At 67.6% G+C, this 13,995-nt stretch carries 12 protein-coding genes, 1 tRNA gene and 1 pseudogene; 3 read left to right on the top strand and 11 right to left on the bottom strand.

The annotated features are described in order from the left end of the window. The 7 genes and pseudogenes from JNK30_RS14190 to JNK30_RS14160 all read right to left on the bottom strand — a co-directional run. A pseudogene (locus tag JNK30_RS14190) lies at nt 1-1,045 on the bottom strand (DEAD/DEAH box helicase); the annotation flags it as partial. Further along, nucleotides 1,042-3,819 carry a DNA methyltransferase gene (locus tag JNK30_RS14185; RefSeq protein ID WP_293483089.1) on the bottom strand — a complete coding sequence of 926 codons (2,778 nt, stop codon included), beginning with the start codon at nt 3,817-3,819 and terminating at the stop codon, nt 1,042-1,044. The pseudogene JNK30_RS14190 and the gene JNK30_RS14185, both read right to left, overlap by 4 nt. Before the next feature lie 77 nt (nt 3,820-3,896). Next, a complete protein-coding gene (locus JNK30_RS14180) occupies nt 3,897-5,015 on the bottom strand; it encodes a tyrosine-type recombinase/integrase (RefSeq protein WP_293483087.1) in 1,119 nt (372 codons plus the stop codon). Beyond that, nucleotides 5,012-5,503, bottom strand: a complete 492-nt coding sequence (locus JNK30_RS14175) for a helix-turn-helix domain-containing protein (protein WP_293483086.1) — start codon at nt 5,501-5,503, stop codon at nt 5,012-5,014. The genes JNK30_RS14180 and JNK30_RS14175 overlap by 4 nt, the downstream gene beginning before the upstream one ends. Nucleotides 5,504-5,510: 7 nt before the next feature. Then, a complete protein-coding gene (locus JNK30_RS14170) occupies nt 5,511-5,675 on the bottom strand; it encodes a helix-turn-helix domain-containing protein (RefSeq protein ID WP_293483085.1) in 165 nt (54 codons plus the stop codon). 1,152 nt (nt 5,676-6,827) lie between these two features. Next, nucleotides 6,828-8,072, bottom strand: a complete 1,245-nt coding sequence (locus JNK30_RS14165) for an integrase arm-type DNA-binding domain-containing protein (protein WP_293483084.1) — start codon at nt 8,070-8,072, stop codon at nt 6,828-6,830. A 169-nt stretch (nt 8,073-8,241) separates the two neighbouring features. Continuing rightward, nucleotides 8,242-8,327, bottom strand: a tRNA-Leu gene (locus tag JNK30_RS14160). A 122-nt stretch (nt 8,328-8,449) separates the two neighbouring features. Between JNK30_RS14160 and JNK30_RS14155 the strand changes: the two genes are divergently transcribed. From JNK30_RS14155 to JNK30_RS14145, 3 genes are all read left to right on the top strand, one after another. Then, complete coding sequence (locus JNK30_RS14155; RefSeq protein WP_293483083.1) at nt 8,450-8,782, top strand: FeoA family protein; 333 nt, start codon at nt 8,450-8,452, stop codon at nt 8,780-8,782. Then, the gene (locus JNK30_RS14150; RefSeq protein ID WP_293483082.1) at nt 8,779-10,653 is read left to right on the top strand and encodes a ferrous iron transporter B; all 1,875 of its coding nucleotides are present in this window, start codon (nt 8,779-8,781) and stop codon (nt 10,651-10,653) included. The genes JNK30_RS14155 and JNK30_RS14150 overlap by 4 nt, the downstream gene beginning before the upstream one ends. Nucleotides 10,654-10,727: 74 nt before the next feature. Further along, on the top strand, nt 10,728-11,063 hold the full coding sequence (locus tag JNK30_RS14145) for a hypothetical protein (protein ID WP_293483081.1): 336 nt from the start codon (nt 10,728-10,730) through the stop codon (nt 11,061-11,063). A gap of 18 nt (nt 11,064-11,081) precedes the next feature. Here JNK30_RS14145 and JNK30_RS14140 read toward each other — a convergent pair whose 3' ends face one another. Genes JNK30_RS14140 through JNK30_RS14125 form a run of 4 tightly spaced genes read right to left on the bottom strand, consistent with a single transcriptional unit; the run spans nt 11,082 to nt 13,994 of the window. Continuing rightward, on the bottom strand, nt 11,082-11,591 hold the full coding sequence (locus JNK30_RS14140) for a MarR family winged helix-turn-helix transcriptional regulator (RefSeq protein WP_293483079.1): 510 nt from the start codon (nt 11,589-11,591) through the stop codon (nt 11,082-11,084). Next, the gene (locus JNK30_RS14135; RefSeq protein WP_293483078.1) at nt 11,588-12,592 is read right to left on the bottom strand and encodes a fumarylacetoacetate hydrolase family protein; all 1,005 of its coding nucleotides are present in this window, start codon (nt 12,590-12,592) and stop codon (nt 11,588-11,590) included. Before JNK30_RS14135 ends, JNK30_RS14140 begins: the two co-directional genes overlap by 4 nt. Further along, the gene (locus JNK30_RS14130) at nt 12,589-12,864 is read right to left on the bottom strand and encodes a hypothetical protein (RefSeq protein ID WP_293483077.1); all 276 of its coding nucleotides are present in this window, start codon (nt 12,862-12,864) and stop codon (nt 12,589-12,591) included. Before JNK30_RS14130 ends, JNK30_RS14135 begins: the two co-directional genes overlap by 4 nt. Then, entirely contained in the window at nt 12,861-13,994 is a 1,134-nt protein-coding gene (locus JNK30_RS14125) for a homogentisate 1,2-dioxygenase (protein WP_293483076.1), read from the bottom strand. The genes JNK30_RS14130 and JNK30_RS14125 overlap by 4 nt, the downstream gene beginning before the upstream one ends. Nucleotide 13,995 lies beyond the last annotated feature (1 nt).

Below are 13,995 nucleotides of genomic sequence, written 5' to 3'. Positions count from 1 at the left end.
GGATCACGTCCACATGGTCGCGGTCGTTCTTGTGCGCCGGGTCCTTCAGCGCCCCCACCACGCGGTCACGCTTGGCCGGGTCGTCGTCGACCAGGTCGGCCACCTTCAGCACCCGCCCGTCCGACCTGCGCACCTGGTGGAAGCCGGTGTCGGGGTCGACGCCCACCCACTCGCCCAGGATGTCCATGATCTCGCTGGCCTCGCGGGTCTTGTCTTTCAGGCTCTCGCGGGCGTTGACGTTGGGGATGTGGACGATGGTCTTGAGCGTGGGGTCCAGCACCTTGCCCAGGCTGTCCATGTACCGGCCGGTGTAGAAGAAGTAGCCGATATCCAGCGCCTTCAGGTGGTCGTACCCGTTCAGCTGCTCATAGTAGGTGTAGGTGACCGTCTCGAACTTCCCCTCGTCCTCGGGCGCCAACACCGGCACGGCGTCGCCCCGGAAATAGGACCCCGTCATCGCCACCATGTGGACCTTGTCGCGGGCGATGAACGCCGAGAGCTGGCGGCCCAGGATGTTGTCGTCCCCGGCGCTCACATGGTGGAACTCGTCGATCGCCAGGAGGCAGCCGTCGAACGCCTCGACGCCCAGTTCCTCCACCGCGAACCGGAAGGTCGCGTGGGTGCAGACCAGCACGCGCTCGGGGCTGGCGAGGAACTCGCCGACCGCCTTAACCTTCGACTTCGCCACCCGCGGCTCGTCGATCCCCGGCGCGTTGCACAGGTTCCATTGCGGCGCGACGGTCCAGTCCCGATAGAAGCCGTACTTCGACAGCGGCTCGTCGGCGAAGCTGCCGCCGATCGACTTCTCCGGCACGGCGATGATCGCCTTCGTGACGCCTTGGTTCTCCAGCTTGTCCAGCGCCAGGAACATCAGCGCCCGCGACTTGCCCGACGCCGGCGGCGACTTGATCAGCAGGTACTGCTCGCCCCGGCGCTGCCACACCCGCTCCTGCATGGCCCGCATGCCGAGCGCATTGGCGCTGGTCGAGGCGCCGGAATGGGCGGTGCGAACGGTGATCGTGGGAATGACGGCGTCGGTGGTCATCTGGCGCGCGCCGCCCCCTTCGTCTTCGCCTCCGCAGCGGTCATCTTGGTATAGAGTTCGAACAGCTTTTCCAGCCGCTCGGTGTCGTTGCGGAAGCGGCGTCCGATGTAGATCCGCTCCAGCGTCTCGTCGTTGCGCTCATGGGCGTGGCGCAGGTCATCGGGCATGGCGTGCGGGTCGTAGAGGTCGGCGATCGTGGCAGGCCAGTGGGCCTCGCGGGCGAGCAGGATGTCCTCGGCGCAATGGGCGAGATCCGTCTTGTTTTGCGCGGTCAACTTGGGGACTGGGAAGGTGTTCCAGCCGAGGGTGTTGGAGTAACGGTAGCGCGTTTCAAGTTTGCCGCAGATCGTCGCGATCCATACCAAGTGCAGGCGAGATGCGATCAGCGCCATGTTCCAAATGGGAGCGTCGTAGATCGCCAATGCTAGGTTAGAGACCCTGACCTCGGGGCCAAGAATGCCGCACGGAAGATAAAATCTTCGCTCAGAGGACACACTCGGAACGACCAACGTCGTTTTGTTGCCGATGATCGTGCGCTCAAACTTGTAAGGCGTTTCCAGACCGGCCTTGCCTCGCTCACTGCCGTTCAGCCGGTACTCGCGGACGCTTTCCAGGCGCGCTGCGATGGGGGGGATCGAATAGGCAAGTTCAGCATCCTCATCGGAAATCCAAAGGCAGTACCTTCGGTCGCCGTTGATGAATTCGCTCGAGCCCAGAATAGGTGAGATCAGCGGCTCGGCCGCCGGGTAGGCGCGAACGAGCTCGTTTCGCTCCTCGGGGCTCAGCAGCAAGTGTCCCTGATCGCGAGGGATGTTACCGCCGAACATCACGGCGACTTCTGAGATTGGCTCGTTTGCCCGTTCAACAATGATGTCGGGGCCAGCTGAGAGGTAGGGACTGATGTTGTCGACTTCCTTCTTGGCCTCCTCGGCGAAGAGGAACTTCCGACACTTCTCCGCACGGGCCACCCCTACGATCACGCATGTGACCTGAGCGTTTCGGGAAGCGTTGTTACCCCAGATAAAGTTGTCGTGGGCGAAGAAGATTGTTTGGCCAGCGTTGAGGATGCGGGGCCAGACGAGCGGTACTTGAACGCCTTGGCAGATTGAGTTGGTCGTGACGAACGCGAAGCGGCCTCCGTGCGCGATATAGGCGGAGGCCTTCCAAAACCAGCCGACGATGTAGTCGATTGCACGAACGTCTTGGCGGCCTTGCTTGAGCGACTGCAGGTCTCTCTTCTGCTCGGTCGTCTGGTATTTGTCCCCGACGTAGGGAGGGTTTCCGCAGACGTAGGTCTCTCCGCCCTCATTCTCGAAGTCGATCTGCGACTGTTCAAGCGGGGCCGCGAACAGGTCGTCCGAAAACAACTTTACGCCGGTACCGGAAGGCGGGCAGAGACCTATCCAATCGAGGCGCAGTGCATTTCCGCAGGTGATCCAGTTGTCGGCATCGAGCGGGAGGAACTCGGCGAGCGCTTGACGATGCCCTCGATACTGCACATCCGCTTGGTACTCGGCGACGATCAGCGCCAGCCTTGCGATCTCAGCCGCAAAGTCTCGTAGTTCGATCCCCCGGAAATTCGTTAGCGGGATGTCTGACCGCCGGTCCGCCTCCCCACGCCGCCGATTAATCTCGGCCTCGATGGCCCGCATTTCCTTATAGGCGATCACCAGGAAGTTGCCCGAGCCGCACGCCGGGTCGAACACCCGGATGCGCGACATCCGCTTACGCAGGTTCAGCAGCGATCGCGCATTGTCGCCCGCTGCCTCCAGCTGCTCGCGCAGGTCGTCGAGGACCAGCGGGTTCAGCACCTTCAGGATGTTGGGCACCGAGGTGTAGTGCATGCCTAGCTCGCCGCGCTCCTCGTCGTCGGCGACGGCCTGGATCATCGAGCCGAAGATGTCCGGGTTGATCTGGGTCCAGTCGAGGCCGCCGATCGTCAGGAAGTAGGACCGCGAGATGCGGCTGAAGCGCGGGACCGACAGGTCGCCGGAGAACAGACCGCCGTTCACATAGGGAAAGGCGTCGGCCCAGCGCGGCGTCCCTGTCGCCTTGCGATAGCGGTCGTCCGGCTTGTTGTCGTGGCTGACAGGCGTGTTCATCGCCCGGAAGATCGCCTCGATCACCTCGTGGGTGTTCGACGCATCACGCTCGCTCATCTGGTCGACGGTGCGCGTGAACAGCCCCTCACCGTTGAAGATGCCGGTGTCCTCGGCGAAGAAGCAGAAGATCAGCCGGGCCATGAAGTGGTTCATGTCCGGCCGCCGATCGGCGCGATCCCAGTCGGGGTTGTCGGCCAGAAGCTGGCGGTAAAGCCGGTTCAGCCTTCCCGTCGCGCGGATGTCGAAGGCGCTCTCTCGGATCTGCTTGACGGTGGTGATGCCCGCCAGCGGCAGGAAGAAGCCGAACCGGTCGGGGAACTTCGCGTACTCGCAGATCACCGGCGGATCGTCGGTGGTCAGGTCCTCGGCGTGGAACTCGACGCCATCTGTGGCGAGGATGAAGCGCGCCTTGTTGGCGGCCGTGCGCGGGCTCTCCCGCAGCGCCCGCAGCGTATCGGCGACCGCGCCCTGCGCGCACGTGGCCAGGTGGATGTTGTTGCGCTGGAGCACGCCCCCCGGCACGTCGGAGGCGTTGTTGTTCCCGCTGCGCAGGCGCTTGATCGTCACGTCCTTGTTGCCGAACGCCCGCAGGAACTCGAACGGGAACTCCGCCGCATCGAACGGCTGCTCCGCGAGCTGCGATACGGCTTGTTCGATCTCGACGGCGTTCATCTGGCGCTTGGTGGTTGCGGACGGCTGATCCTAGCGGAGTCGCAAGCGAAGAGGACAGGCCGGCTCCCGCACTCAGCTCAAGGCGCGGTGTGGCTCGGTCCTCCCGGCGGAGGCCGCCGCTTCGCGAGCAGTTCGGCGATACTGGCCGCCAAGTCATCCTCGGACTCATTCACCGAGCTATGGCCCAGCCCCCGGATCAACTCGGCCTGCCGGGCGGGGGGCACGGCGCCGTAGCTGGTGAAGGTGGTCAGCACCTTCTCGTGCCCCAGGTTCTGCGACCAGGCCTTGAACGCCTCGGGTGTCTTGCACGTCCGCTCGCCCAGGAGGGCCAGCGTGGCGCGGAAGCTGTGCGGGTTGAAGTAGGGCAGGCCGGCGGCTGCGAAGGCTTGCCGGAAGATGCGCCGGATCGGATCGGCGGTGGTCCACATCCGGCGCTCCAGCCCCGCGGCGATGAAGCCGCCATCATTACCGACGATGATGCGCGTCGCCGGGAACAGGGGATCGTCGTCGCCCCAGTGCAGCGAGCGGAGGTGGCCGACCCACTCGGTGAAGATCCGCAACGCCTCATCGCCAACCGGGAAAAACCAGGTCGAGAAGGTCTTCGAGAACTTGGTGTTCACCTCCCGGGCGTCGTGATGCACCACCGCCTCGGCCAGATCGACGTGCTTGAGGCGGAACGAGGCCAGGGCGCCGTCGCGGGCGCCGGTGAGGAGGGTAAAGGCGATCAGGGCGCGGTCTCTCAGCTCGACATCGCTGCCGCTGGGCATGACCGACAGCACGTGGCCGATCTGCTCAAGGGTCGGCGCGGGTTTCGGACGCGACGCCTTCGCGATCCGTACGTCCTTCTCGGGGAGGTTGAAGTAGTCGGCGTCGGAGTAGGCGATGCGGCGCTTGTAGCCGGGCTTGTCGGCCAGCCAGATGAAGAAGCTGCGCAGGGCCGACAGCGTCTGGTGGACCGTGGCGCGGCTCAGCCGCTCGCCCGAACGCACCGCCCGCTGCTCGTTCAGCCGGCGCTTGAAGGCCACCGCCTGCTCACGGTGGAAGCGGTCGAAACCCTTCCAGCCGGTGCTCTCTTCGAAGCGGCTGATGGCCTTCGCCACCCCGTCGATCGAGGCCTCGCTCGCCCGGCGGGCCTCCCGCAGGTAGATGAAGTAGTCGCGCTTGATCCGCTCGTTGGCGGGGTTTGTCCTGGTCATGCGCTCGCGTGCTCCTTGAAGGCGACGTTGACGGAAGGGGTTGGGCGCTCAGCTATGCGTCCCTCCCGCTCCACCACGCGGACCTCGACGTCCGGCAGGATTACAGGGACGGCCTCCCATCGGGCGCGGCGGTTCATCACCGTGCCGCAGGTGGCGCAGAGCGCCCGCAGGTTGCCGGCGCCACGCCCGGGCGGCGGGGTGAAATCCGCCATGCCCAAGGCCGGCGGACGAGGTTCCCGGCATTTCAGGCAGTAGATGTGCCCGGGCGGCGTCGGCCTCTTCGCAGCCGCCCTTCGCTCAGCGAGAAACGCCCGCAGCGTCGCCCCCGCGAGCAGGATCGGGCGGCCGCTGTCGATGGGCTGCAGCTGGCCTGATCGGACCCAGCGGCGCACCGCCTCGCGGCTCAGCCGTAAGTGGCGCGCCACCTCCTCGATCGTGTGGGACCGGTTGAGCTTGATCAGGCGCGGGTTGAGGCGGGTCCGGGCCACGGCCGCCTCACTGGCCTTCGAGCAGGCGGCGGATCGACGCGATCTTGACCAGCGTCCGCCGGCCGAGCTTCACGGTCTCCAGCCGACCTTCCCGGATGAGCGCGTAGATCGAGGTCCGCCCCAGGCTCAGCGCCTTGGCGGTATCGTTGATGGATGCAGTGATGGGTTCCATGGGCCTTCTCCGTGAGCGCCAGCGAAAGCCAGCGGGTACGGAGGAAGCGTCTGGAAGCCCCCGCGATTCGGGCGCCGGATAGTGCCGGAAACTGCCGGAAACGGTGTCTAGAGCGAGCGCAGCCTTAGCAGCACAGCCCGCATTGTCTCCTGCGTCGTGGAACGCGCGGGACATTCCAGACCACGCTCTGCCAAGCGATCGGACACAACCTTTAGGACAACATCCACGCCGGCGGAGCCCTCACCGGCTGGAATGCCCTCCTCGTGAAAGTATGCAACGACCTCCGCGACCCAATCGGGCCAGGCTGCAGACGGCTTTCGTCCCCCCGCGGCAGGGGCCTTCGCCGGCGCCGGTGTAGGTTGGGCAGGTTCCTCCTTCTGCTTCCCCTCGAGCGGCGCCCTCGCCGCGCGGCTTTGCCTGAACAACTCCGGGAAGAGCTCGCGCAAGTCTCTCACGTAAAACTTCACACGTTCGGCTCGAACGACGAAACGCCCCTCCACATCGACCTCGAAGGTCCCCGTGTGCCAGTCGCCCAGCCGGTTCTGCATCAGGCTCCAGAAGACTGCTGGAATTTCGCCCCCTCTCCAGGCCGTCTGCCCCACGACCAGACGGTCAGCCCAGGTCCGCAGCGCCCCCCTGGCCCCAGCCGCGGCAAGATCGTTGGGTCGGAGCCCCCAGGTGAGTTTCTCGCCCAAGGCGATCACTTCGTTGGCGCGCATCCACGCCGTTGGGCGCTGATCTCGACCAGCCCCATCTACGGACGGTCGGAAGTCCAACTCCGTCAGCATCATTGAATAACACGATGGAACGCTGATTCTTGGTAGCCGCTCGGAGTTGGGCGCCCTGTCGTTTGGGACTGCCCTCACCCGCTGAACCGCCGGTTCAGCTTGCGCATACCACCGATCCAGCGGCCATAGTCGGCTGTCTTGTTGCGCATGTACTGCAGGACCTGCGGGTGCGGCAGGATAAGGAACTCCTCACGCCGGAGGTCACCGGGAGGCCGCAAAGGCTTTTGTGGAAAAGCGGGAGCCGGTTTTTCGGGGCTACTGAATTTCGAGCTACTATCGGCCTTTTGGAGAGCGACGTCTCCGACGCTTCGCCGAGCCTAACGGAGGCTTTGGGCGAACAGACAACTAAGGTTGCACGGCGGACTCAGGCCATACGCTCGCGCAAGCACCCTAAGCCCGCAAGGTCGAGCGGGATCACCTTGCCGCCTTCCCGTAGCCGGTCGAGGTAGTCGCTCCACCACTGCGCCATTTGCACCCGCTCCTGCCAATGGGCGCCGCGGTGGTAGGCGGCACGCACACTGTCGGCGTCGCCGTGTGCGAGGGCGCGCTCGATGGCGTCCACGCTCCATTTCCCCGACTCGTTGAGCAGGGTGCTCGCTGTCGACCGGAAGCCATGGGACGTCATCTCCTCCGACGTGTAGCCGAGGCGTCGCAGGGCGGCGTTGAGGGTGTTCTCCGACATCGGCCGTAGCGGCGTGCGGACCGAGGGGAACACGAACCGTCCGCCGCCGGTGAGTTCGCCCGCGGCCTTGAGGATCGCGACCGACTGGGTCGACAGCGGCACCACATGCTCCCGGTTCATCTTCATGCGCGAGCCCGGGATGCGCCAGATCGCGGCGTCCAGGTCGATCTCCGCCCACTCCGCCTGACGCAGTTCCCCCGGGCGCACGAACACGTGCGGCGCCAGCTGCAGCGCCCAACGCGTCGTCGGATGCCCGTCGAAGCCGTCAATCGCGCGGAGAAGCGCGCCCACGCCCTTGGGATCGATGATGGCCGCGTGATGCTTGACCTTCGGCGACATCAGCGCGCCCTGCAGGTCGGCCGCAATGTTCCGCCGGGCCCGCGTGGTCGCCACCGCGAACCGGAACACCCGCCCCGAGAAGGCCAGCAGGCGCTTGGCCGTCTCGTGGCGGCCGGAAAGCTCGACCTTCTTCAGGACGGCGAGCAGTTCGTAAGGCTCGATGTCGGCGATGGGCCGTGTGCCCAGCGCAGGCTCCAGCTGCGCCAGCAGCCACTTGGCCTTGCCGGTGGTGATCTCCTTCAGCCCTTCCCGCTCGCGCTTGCCGATGTACTCGTCAGCCACGGCCTTGAAGGTGTTCGCCGCACCCACCAGCGCTGCAGCCGCCGCGCGCTTCTTCTCGAAGGCGGGGTTCAAGCCGTTGGCGATCTGCTCGCGCGCCGCGTCGCGGCGCTTGCGCGCCTCTTTCAGGCCGACCGCCGGAAAGACCCCCAGCGAAAGCTGCTGCTCCTTGCCCAGGTGGCGGTACTTCAGACGCCAAAGTTTGCCGCCCGAAGGCTTCACGATCAGAAAAAGTCCGCCCTCGTCGTAGAGCTTGAACTGCTTCGCACCGGGCTTCGCGGACCGGATAGCAGCGTCGGACAGCGACATAGTGGGGGTCACTCCAGCAGGCGTCTCGAAACCGAGCCCCCAATGGTGACCCCCAATGCCCCGCGATCATCCGCGAACACTGGCGTCTCTCGGCGACCCCGGCGTCCACATATATAGCTGATTTTAAGTGGTTTTCCTACCCGCCCGCGATCATGCGCGAACAGGTCGATGGTGCCCCAGGCCGGACTCGAACCAGCACTCCCTCGCGGAAAGCAGATTTTGAGTCTGCCGCGTCTACCATTTCGCCACTGGGGCAGCGGCGGCGAACATAGGGGGACGGGCGCCCGCGTCAACGCGAGCCTTGCGTCGAAGAGGCTGCGCGCATACCTGATAATCGTTCGCAAGTTTCGCGGGCGGCGTCGGCGGGATCCACGCGAATGCACGACATGGCGGCCGAGGCGAGGGGCGGAGCGGACGCCGTCCTGGCGGGCAGCGTTTCGCTGTCCACGGTGCAGCCGGGCGACCGCGGGGTGATCGTCGAGGTGCGGGCCGACCAGAGCGGCGGCCACGGCGTGGACGAGTCCGAGCTGGAACGGCGCCTGCTCGAGTTCGGCTTCGTCGAGGGCGCGCGGGTCGAGCTCCTGCACCAGGGGCTGATCAAGGGCGATCCCATCGCCGTCCGCGTCGACGACATGCGCGTGGCGCTGCGCCGTCGCGACGCGCAGCACGTCTGGGTCCGCATCGAGCGCCCGGAAGACGCGGCGCGATGAGCGAGGGCGTCCTGCGGCCGACGCGCGTGGCGCTGGTCGGCAATCCCAACACCGGCAAGACCGCGCTGTTCAACGCGCTCACCGGCAGCCGCCAGAAGGTGGCCAACTACGCCGGCGTCACCGTCGAGCGGAAGGAGGGCACGCTGACCACGCCCGCCGGCCGCACGCTTTCGGTCCTGGACCTCCCCGGCACCTATTCCCTGCGCGCCCGCAGTCCGGACGAGGCGGTCACGCGCGACGCCGTGCTGGGCCGCCTGGCGGGCGAGCACGAGCCCGACGTGGTGCTGGCGGTGGCGGACGCCACGAACCTGCGGCTCGTGCTGCGCTTGATCCTGGAGCTGAGAGCCGTGGGCCGGCCCATGGTTCTGGCGCTCAACATGTACGACATCGCCCAGCGCCAGGGCCTGCGGATCGATCTCGACGGCCTGAGCCGCGAGCTGGGCTGCCCGATCGTCACCACCGTGGCGACCCGCAAGCGCGGCATCGACGACCTCACCGCGAAGGTGGACGAGCTGCTGGCCGCGGGCGCGCTGGCCGGGGCCAACACCTGGCGCGAGCCCACCGCCGCCGAGATCCGCGGGGCGCACCGCGAGGCGCAACGTATCCTGAAGACCTACGTCCGTCCGCCCGAGCGTCCCGACACGGTGACCGGCAAGGTGGACGCCGTGCTGCTGCATCCCGTCGCCGGGCTGGCGATCCTGCTCGGCCTGCTGTTCCTGATGTTCCAGGCCGTGTTCACCTGGGCCGGGCCGCCCGCGGACGCGATCGAGGCGGGGGTCGGCTGGCTGGGCGCGCAGGCGGCGAACCTGCTGCCGGACGGCCTGCTCGAGAGCCTGATCGTCGACGGCCTCTTCGCCGGGGTCGGCAGCGTGCTGGTGTTCCTGCCGCAGATCCTGGTGCTCTTCCTCTTCATCATCCTGCTCGAGGACTTCGGGTACATGGCCCGGGCGGCGTTCCTCATGGACCGCATCATGGGCGGCGCCGGCCTGCACGGCCGCGCCTTCATCCCGCTGCTGTCCAGCTTCGCCTGCGCGATCCCGGGCATCATGTCGGCCCGCGTCATCGACCAGAAGCGCGACCGGATGACGACGATCCTGGTGGCGCCGCTCATGACGTGCTCGGCGCGCATCCCGGTCTACACGCTGATCATCGCCGCCTTCATCCCGGACCGCACGGTGGGCCCGGGACTCAACCTGCAGGGCCTCGTGATGTTCGGCCTGTACGCCGCCGGCATCGCCAGCGCGCTGGCGGTCTCGTTCGTCATCCGCAAGGTGTTCTGGCGCGGCGCGGTCGAGCCGTTCCTCATGGAGCTGCCCACCTACAAGCTGCCCTCGGCCGAGAACGTGCTGCGCAACCTGCTGCAGCGGGCGCAGATCTTCCTGTCCCGGGCCGGACGGATCATCCTGCCGCTGATGGTGCTGGTGTGGGTTCTCTCGACGTTCCCGGCGCCGCCGGCCGGCGCGATCGGACCGGCGATCGACTACAGCTTCGCGGGCATGATCGGCCACGCGATCCAGCCGCTGTTCGCCCCGATCGGCTTCAACTGGCAGATGGTCGTGGCGCTGATCCCGGGCTTCGCGGCCCGCGAGGTCGCGGTGGCCGCGCTGGGCACGGTCTATGCGATCGGCGACGCCGAGGCGAACGTGGGCGCGCTGGGCGCTCGCCTGGCCGAGAGCTGGAGCCTGGCCACGGGCCTGTCCTTCCTGGCCTGGTACATCTTCGCGCCGCAGTGCGTGGCGACGCTGGGGGTGGTGAAGCGCGAGACCAACTCGTGGGGCTGGATGGGCGTGATGTTCCTCTACATGGTCACGCTGGCCTACCTCGCGTCGTTCCTGGTCTACCACACGGCCGTGGCGCTGGGGGCCGGCTGACCGCCCTCCACCCGAGGTTGCGTTAACCGCCCTTTTTCCGTGTGCCTTAACCCGGTCGTAAATCAGACCGGGGAATGCTTGCGGCTACCATGCAGAACCAGCTGGAAATCGCCCAGGACGCCGCTCCGGCCAGGAAGACCGTCAAGGTCAAGCAGACCCTGTGCCGCCGCGTCCGTGAGGCCCTGCTGTCGCTCGGCGGCGAAGCGCACCGGACGATGGTGATCGAGCAAGTGGCCCGCAACCTCGGCCACGATGTCCGTCAGATCCCGGAAGAGCTGCAGGAGCAGCTCATCCACTCCTTCGAGGAGACCTGGCGCGACGAGCGCAAGCGGGCGACGTACGGCTTCCACCTGCCGTTCGGCGAAGGCTCCCACCGCTGGGGCGTCCGCACCGAGGCCATGGCGGCCTGAGGCGAGGATCAGCGAAGCCTAGAGGCCTGCTGCAGGCGGGGCGCCGTCGCCCGCCAGCTGGCCCGCGGCGCTCTGCAGGCGGCCCAGCAGGCGCTTGAGCAGGGCCACCTCGTCCGGGGCCAGGCCCGAGATCAGCGCCGCCTCATAGGCCAGCGCCAGCGGCGCGATTTCGGCATAGAGGCTTCGGCCCTCGTCGGTCAGCGCCAGGACGTGGCTGCGGCCGTCCGCCGCGTTCTCGGACCGGGCGACGAGATGACGCCTGACCAGCCCCTGGGCCGCGCGGCTGACCGTGACCTTGTCCATCACGGTCCGGGCGACGATCTGCACCTGCGAGAGCCCGCCATCCTCGGCCAGCACGCAGATCAGCCGCCACTGCGGGATCGTCAGCCCGAAGCGGTCCTCGTAGGCGCGGGCGATCAGCCCCGACACCGCGTTCGACGCGACCGAGAGGCGGTAGGGCAGATAGCCGTCCAGCTTCAGGACCGTGGCGCCGGCCGTCTCGCCGCCGCCTCCGCGAAGCGCGCTCATGCCGGGACCACCGACTGCTCGATGGCGCCGAAGATCGAATGGCGCCGGGCGTCCACCATCTGGATGCGCACCGTGTCGCCCGCCTTCAGGAACGGGGTCACAGGCTTGCCGCCGAGGATCGTCTCGACCGTGCGAACCTCCGCCAGGCACGAGTAGCCGACGCCGCCCTGGGCGATGGGCTTGCCGGGGCCCCCGTCGGGGTCGCGGTTCGAGACCGTGCCCGAGCCGATGATCGTGCCGGCCGACAGCGCCCGCGTCTTCGCGGCGTGGGCGATCAGCACGCCGAAGTCGAAGGTCATGTCCACGCCGGCGTCGGCCTCGCCCAGGGGCTTGCCGTTCAGCTCGACCTCCAGCTTGCCGTGCAGCTTGCCGTCGCGAAAGTTCGGCAGGGCGTCGGGGGTCACGGCCACCGGCGAGAACGCGGACGCCGGCTTGGACTGGAAGAAGCCGAAGCCCTTGGCGAGCTCGTGCGGGATCAGGTTGCGCAGCGACACGTCGTTGCAGAGCATGACGAGCCGGATGGCGGCCAGCGCTTCCTCGCGGCTCGCGCCCATGGGCACATCGCCCGTGACCACGGCGACCTCGCCCTCCAGGTCGCATCCCCAGGCCTCGTCCCCCAGCGGGATGGGATCGCGCGGCGCGAGGAAGCCGTCCGATCCGCCCTGGTACATGAGGGGGTCGGTCCAGAAGCTCTCGGGCATCTCGGCGGCGCGGGCCTGCCGCACGAGCGCCACGTGGTTCACATAGGCCGAGCCGTCGGCCCACTGGTAGGCGCGCGGCAGCGGGCTGGCCGCGTCATGCTCGTGGAAGCGCGCCTTGGGCACCGAGCCGTGCTCGAGGCTCTCGGCCAGGCCGCGAAGCTCGGGCTCGCAGACGTCCCAGTCGTCCAGCGCGTCCTGGAGGGTGAACGCGATGCGGTCGGCCGGCGTGTACCAGGCGAGGTCGTTCGACACGACCACCAGGCGGCCGTCCCGGCCCCCCTTCAACGACGCCAGCTTCATGCGGTGTTCCCGTCCCTCGTTATCGTTCGCATCCGGCGTACGCCGGCTTCGTAGGCCTGCGGCTCGTACACGGTGACTTCCACGCGGATGTCGCCGCCCGTCGCGCCTTCCCACATGTAGGCGCGTTCGAAACACACGTCCCGGCCGTCCGGCGTGAAGCCCTCGAACGTATCGCCCCAGGGCGTCACCTTGACCAGTTCCCGCCAGCCCAGCGTGAGCGCGCGGTCCAGTTCGTCCTCGGCCGCCGCGGCCAGGTCCTCGTCCCGGGTCATCCGCCCTTCCAGCTGTCCACGTAGGCGGGGTTCTCAACCGAGGCGGCGGCCTCGCCCACGTCCAGGGGATCGCGGGTGTCGATCATCACCGCGTACTCGTCGGTGGCGGGCTTGGGCTGGGCGAGCATGTTCTTGAGCGCCTTCGGGTGCGGTCCATGGGTGAAGCCGGACGGATGGAAGGTCATCATCCCGGCCTCGATGTGATCGCGGCTGAAGAAGTCGCCCGCGTGGTAGAACAGCACCTCGTCGTAGTCGTCGTTGTTGTGGAAGAACGGGATCTTGATGGCCCCGGGATCGCTCTCGAACGGGCGAGGGGCGAAGGTGCAGACCACGAAGCGGTCGCTGACGAAGGTGGAGTGCACGCTGGGCGGCAGGTGGTAGCGATGGCTCACCACCGGGCGGATGTCCTTCACGTTGAGGCGCACCGGCGCGAGCTCCCCGTGCCAGCCGACCGCGTCCAGCGGATTGTAGGGATAGGTGACGGTCGAAACCTGGCCGCGCTTCTTCACCTCGACGCGGTGATCGCCCGCCTCGGCCTGATGGTCGCGGAAGGCCTCGTCCATCGCCGGCGTGTCCAGCACCGCGGGGTCGAACAGGGCATGAGGTCCCAGGATTCCACGGTCCGGCAGACGGAAGTGGGTGTTCGTGGCCTGGATCGTCAGGATCGCGGTGGGCTCGGCAGGGGCGAGCCGCCACATCGTTCCGCGCGGCAGGTAGAGGTAGTCGCCGGCCGCGTAGGCGATGCGGCCGAAGTCGCAGAACAGGTCGCCCGCGCCCTGGTGCACGAAGAGCAGCTGGTCGCCGTCGGCGTTGCGCGCCAGGGCCGGCATCGGGGCGGCCAGCTTCCAGAAGCGCATCTCGCAGGCCGGGTTGTGCAGGATCACGCCGGCGGCCCACGGCGAGGGCTCGGCGGCGTTCAGCCGGGCCAGGTCGAAGGCGCGGGGGCGAAGCGGGCCCTCGAACGAGGTCCAGCCCGTCGGCGGGCGCGGATGGTAGAGGAAGGCAGCCGGGCCGAAGAAGCCTTCCTTCGACATCTCGCGCTCGTAGGCTCCCTCCGGCAGGTCGGCGTGCGCCTGGCGGGAATGTGCGCCCTGCGCGCCGCGGACCGGGATCCAGTCGCCCTTTGCCATG

The organism is Phenylobacterium sp. (assembly GCF_016793225.1).
In the GTDB taxonomy this organism is placed as follows: domain Bacteria; phylum Pseudomonadota; class Alphaproteobacteria; order Caulobacterales; family Caulobacteraceae; genus Phenylobacterium.
The sequence above is the reverse complement of the archived record's forward strand: the minus strand, read 5'-3'. Positions and strand labels throughout refer to the sequence as shown.

What these genes read in the sequence shown, in the direction of transcription:
- JNK30_RS14185 (WP_293483089.1), bottom strand. Translation starts at nt 3,819, where the DNA reads ATGAACGCCGTCGAGATCGAACAAGCCGTATCGCAGCTCGCGGAGCAG.
- JNK30_RS14180 (WP_293483087.1), bottom strand. Translation starts at nt 5,015, where the DNA reads ATGACCAGGACAAACCCCGCCAACGAGCGGATCAAGCGCGACTACTTC.
- JNK30_RS14170 (WP_293483085.1), bottom strand. Translation starts at nt 5,675, where the DNA reads ATGGAACCCATCACTGCATCCATCAACGATACCGCCAAGGCGCTGAGC.
- JNK30_RS14165 (WP_293483084.1), bottom strand. Translation starts at nt 8,072, where the DNA reads ATGTCGCTGTCCGACGCTGCTATCCGGTCCGCGAAGCCCGGTGCGAAG.
- JNK30_RS14155 (WP_293483083.1), top strand. Translation starts at nt 8,450, where the DNA reads ATGCACGACATGGCGGCCGAGGCGAGGGGCGGAGCGGACGCCGTCCTG.
- JNK30_RS14150 (WP_293483082.1), top strand. Translation starts at nt 8,779, where the DNA reads ATGAGCGAGGGCGTCCTGCGGCCGACGCGCGTGGCGCTGGTCGGCAAT.
- JNK30_RS14145 (WP_293483081.1), top strand. Translation starts at nt 10,728, where the DNA reads ATGCTTGCGGCTACCATGCAGAACCAGCTGGAAATCGCCCAGGACGCC.
- JNK30_RS14140 (WP_293483079.1), bottom strand. Translation starts at nt 11,591, where the DNA reads ATGAGCGCGCTTCGCGGAGGCGGCGGCGAGACGGCCGGCGCCACGGTC.
- JNK30_RS14135 (WP_293483078.1), bottom strand. Translation starts at nt 12,592, where the DNA reads ATGAAGCTGGCGTCGTTGAAGGGGGGCCGGGACGGCCGCCTGGTGGTC.
- JNK30_RS14130 (WP_293483077.1), bottom strand. Translation starts at nt 12,864, where the DNA reads ATGACCCGGGACGAGGACCTGGCCGCGGCGGCCGAGGACGAACTGGAC.
- JNK30_RS14125 (WP_293483076.1), bottom strand. Translation starts at nt 13,994, where the DNA reads ATGGCAAAGGGCGACTGGATCCCGGTCCGCGGCGCGCAGGGCGCACAT.